Annotated in this window: 2 protein-coding genes; one reads left to right on the forward strand and one right to left on the reverse strand. The window is 73.3% G+C overall.

Annotated features, from left to right (window positions below; genetic code table 11):
• Positions 1-53 precede the first annotated feature (53 nt).
• Positions 54-1,064 carry a polyprenyl synthetase family protein gene (locus P1P75_RS40665; protein WP_319264832.1) on the reverse strand — a complete coding sequence of 337 codons (1,011 nt, stop codon included), beginning with the start codon at positions 1,062-1,064 and terminating at the stop codon, positions 54-56.
• Between the two features lie 345 nt (positions 1,065-1,409).
• Here P1P75_RS40665 and P1P75_RS40670 point away from each other — a divergent pair, with 345 nt between their 5' ends.
• Positions 1,410-3,302 carry a CocE/NonD family hydrolase gene (locus tag P1P75_RS40670; protein ID WP_319264835.1) on the forward strand — a complete coding sequence of 631 codons (1,893 nt, stop codon included), beginning with the start codon at positions 1,410-1,412 and terminating at the stop codon, positions 3,300-3,302.
• Positions 3,303-3,311: the final 9 nt, after the last annotated feature.

A 3,311-nucleotide genomic window follows, 5' to 3' on the forward strand; every position in this document is an offset into this window, starting at 1 on the left:
GTGGGCAAAGGCCCGCAGGGCCTCGCCTCGCCTCGCCCGCAGGGTGTCGCGCGTCACCCCGCCCGGTGGACCACCGCGTCGCACAGTTCAAGCAGCGCCAGCTTCGCCTCGCACTCCCGCAGCGGCGCCAACGCCGCCCGCGCCTCCTTGGCGTACCGCACGGTGTCCCGCCGAGCCTGCTCCAGCGCCGGGTGGGCCCGCAGCGCGGCCAGCGCCTCGGCGAGCCTGGCGTCGTCGCCGAGGTCGGAGTCGAGCAGCTCGCACAGCGCGATGTCCTCGGGCAGCGCCAGCCGCGCCGCCCGCTCGCGCAGCCGCAGCACGGGCAGCGTGGGGATGCCCTCGCGCAGGTCGGTGCCTGGCGTCTTGCCCGACTCGTGCGAGTCCGACGCGATGTCGAGCACGTCGTCCGCGAGCTGGAAGGCGACGCCCAGCCTCTCGCCGTACTGGGTGAGCACGTCCACGACCGTCTCGTCGGCGCCGGACATCATCGCGCCGAATCGGCAGGACACCGCGACCAGCGATCCGGTCTTGCCGCCGAGCACGTCGAGGTAGTGGTCGACGGGGTCCCGTCCGTCGGTGGGCCCGGCCGTCTCCAGGATCTGGCCGGTGACGAGCCGTTCGAACGCCTCCGCCTGCACCCGCACGGCCTCGGGCCCGAGGTCGGCGAGGATGTGCGAGGCACGGGCGAACAGGAAGTCGCCGGTGAGGACGGCGACGGAGTTCCCCCAGCGGGTGTTCGCGCTGGACACCCCACGCCGTACCTCGGCCTCGTCCATCACGTCGTCGTGGTACAGCGTGGCCAGGTGGGTCAGTTCCACCACCACGGCGGAGGGCACGATGCCGGGCGCGTACGGGTCCCCGAACTGCGCGGCGAGCATCACGAGCAGCGGCCGGAACCGCTTTCCGCCCGCCCGGACGAGGTGCTGCGCGGCTTCCGTGATGAACGGGACCTCGCTCTTGGTGGCCTCGAGCAAGCCTTCCTCGACAGCCGTCAATCCGGCCTGGACATCGGCTTCCAGAGCCTGGTCCCGCACGCTCAGCCCGAACGGCCCGACGACGGTCACGAGGGGTCTCCTGTCTGCTGGTGTCTTCTGGCGATTACGCGGTTTGTCGATAGGTCGCTGCCCTCACTCAAGTCAGCGTATCCGGTCACGTTTCGATCACCGACAGGCCCCACGTCCCCCCGTCTCGAACTTCGCTCGTGCAGGAGTCGCCCCCCGATCGACCGGGCGGCATCGAATCCCGCCCGGTATGTTGCTGATCAGCCGGTATGAGCATGCTGAACCGGCCAGAAAACAGACCGGCGACTCCGTCTTGCGGTCATTCCCGACACCCGCGTCACCCGCGTCACCCACTCGGCCGTAGCCGTCCGACACACCCTCCCCGCTGACCTCACGGGGGCCACGCACATGCGCATCCGTTCGTCCTTCCCCTACGAGACCACCCATGACGACCTCCGCATCCGTCTGCCCGACGGAACGCTCCTGTACGCCCGCGTGTGGCGACCGTTGACGGACGAGCCGGTGCCGGCGCTGCTGGAGTACGCCCCGGACCGGCTCTCCGACCGCACGGCGGCGCGCGACCGGCAGCGTCATCCCTGGTACGCGGGCCACGGCTACGCCTGCGTACGTGTGGACGCGCGCGGGCACGGCAACAGCGAGGGGCTGCCGGAGGACGCCGCCCGCCCGCCGACGGAGCCGGCCGGCCGGGCGACAGCCGATGACGTGGCGGGCGATGACGTGGCGGCCGATGAGGTGGCGGCCGACGGGGCCGCCGTGGTCGCGTGGCTTGCGGCGCAGCCGTGGTGCGACGGCACGGTGGGCATGTTCGGCATCGGCCGGGGCGGCACCTACGCCCTCCGGGTCGCGGCCCTGCCGACCTTCGCAGCCGCCGCAGCCGTCGAAGCCCTTCCGCCCACGCCACTCAAGGCGGTCGTCGCCGTCTGCTGCCCGGACGGCCGACCCGGCAACGGTGTGGGCCACCCGCGTGGTTCCGCCGTCCCCGCCGACCCACCGCACGCCGAGGCGGCGCAGGCCCGGCTCGCCTCCCTCTGTCTGCCGCCCGACCCCGACCACGTCGGTGACGCCTGGCGGGACATGTGGCTCCGCCGCCTGGAGTCCGTCGACCCGCTCACCCCGTCCGCCCCGTCCGCCGGCCCGTTCGCTCCCGCCGATGTGCGCGGGGTCTTCACGACCCGTGTGCCCGTCCTGGCGGTGGGCGGCTGGCACGACCCGTACGCCGACACGGTTCTCGGGCTGGTCGAGCGTCTGCCGCCGGACCGGGTGCGCGGCCTGATCGGCCCCTGGCCGCACACGTACCCCGACCACGCCCCGCACCCCGGACCCGCGATCGGCTTCCTCCAGGAGACCCTGCGCTGGTGGGACCACTGGCTGAAGGGCAAGGACACGGGCGTGCTCTCCGACCCGCTCCTGCGCGCGTACGTCCCCGGCTCCGACCTCCCGGCCACGGCGTACGGCGCCCTGCCCGGCCGCTGGGTCTCCGAGCCCGTCCGGCCCTCACCTCGGGTGCGCGTCGCGACGTATGCCCTCCAGGGTGCCCGTGTCCTGGTGCGCTCCCCCTTGCACACGGGTGTGGACGCCGGCCGCCTGCTCCCCCGCGGCGGCGACGCGGGTCTGCCTCCGGACCAGCGCGAGGAGGACGCGCGCTCGGTCTGTTTCGACTTCCCGGTGCGCGAGGAGACCTGGGTGCTGGGCGGGCCCCGGGTACGGCTGCGGCTGACGTGCGAGGCGTCGCACGCCGTGGTTGCCGTCCGGATCTGCGACGTGGCACCGGACGGCTCCTCGACCCTCGTGAGCCGTGGGGTAAGGCAGCTTCGGCGCACGGAGCCCGCGGGGGCGGACCCTGGAGGCGCTGCCGGGGACAGGGACATCCTCCTCGACCTGACTCCCGCCGGTCATGCCTTCCCTCCCGGCCACCGGGTCCGCCTCGCCCTCTCCTGCGCCTACTGGCCGTGGGTCTGGCCGGGGCCGGAGTCGGCGGCGGGGTTCACCGTGGACCCGGCGGGCAGCGCGCTGGAGCTGCCGGTGCGGGTCCGGGAGGCGGATCCCGGCATCGCCTTCGAGGAGCCTGAGCAGGCCCCGCCGCTCGGGGTGAGCCTGCTTGCCACTCTCGACGAGCCGCGCCCCGAGCGGCTTCTGATGCGGGACGAAGGCGGCGATGAAGGCGGCGATGACGGCGGGGATGACGGCGGGCGCAGGAGCGGAGCCGAGGACGGTGACCGGGGCGGGGACGAGGACCAGGACGTGGACGGGGACCAGGACCTGTCTCTTATACAAAAATAACACCGCCGA

It is taken from the genome of Streptomyces sp. ID05-39B (assembly GCF_033794725.1).
GTDB lineage: Bacteria > Actinomycetota > Actinomycetes > Streptomycetales > Streptomycetaceae > Streptomyces > Streptomyces bobili.

What these genes read in the sequence shown, in the direction of transcription:
- P1P75_RS40670 (WP_319264835.1), top strand. Translation starts at nt 1,410, where the DNA reads ATGCGCATCCGTTCGTCCTTCCCCTACGAGACCACCCATGACGACCTC.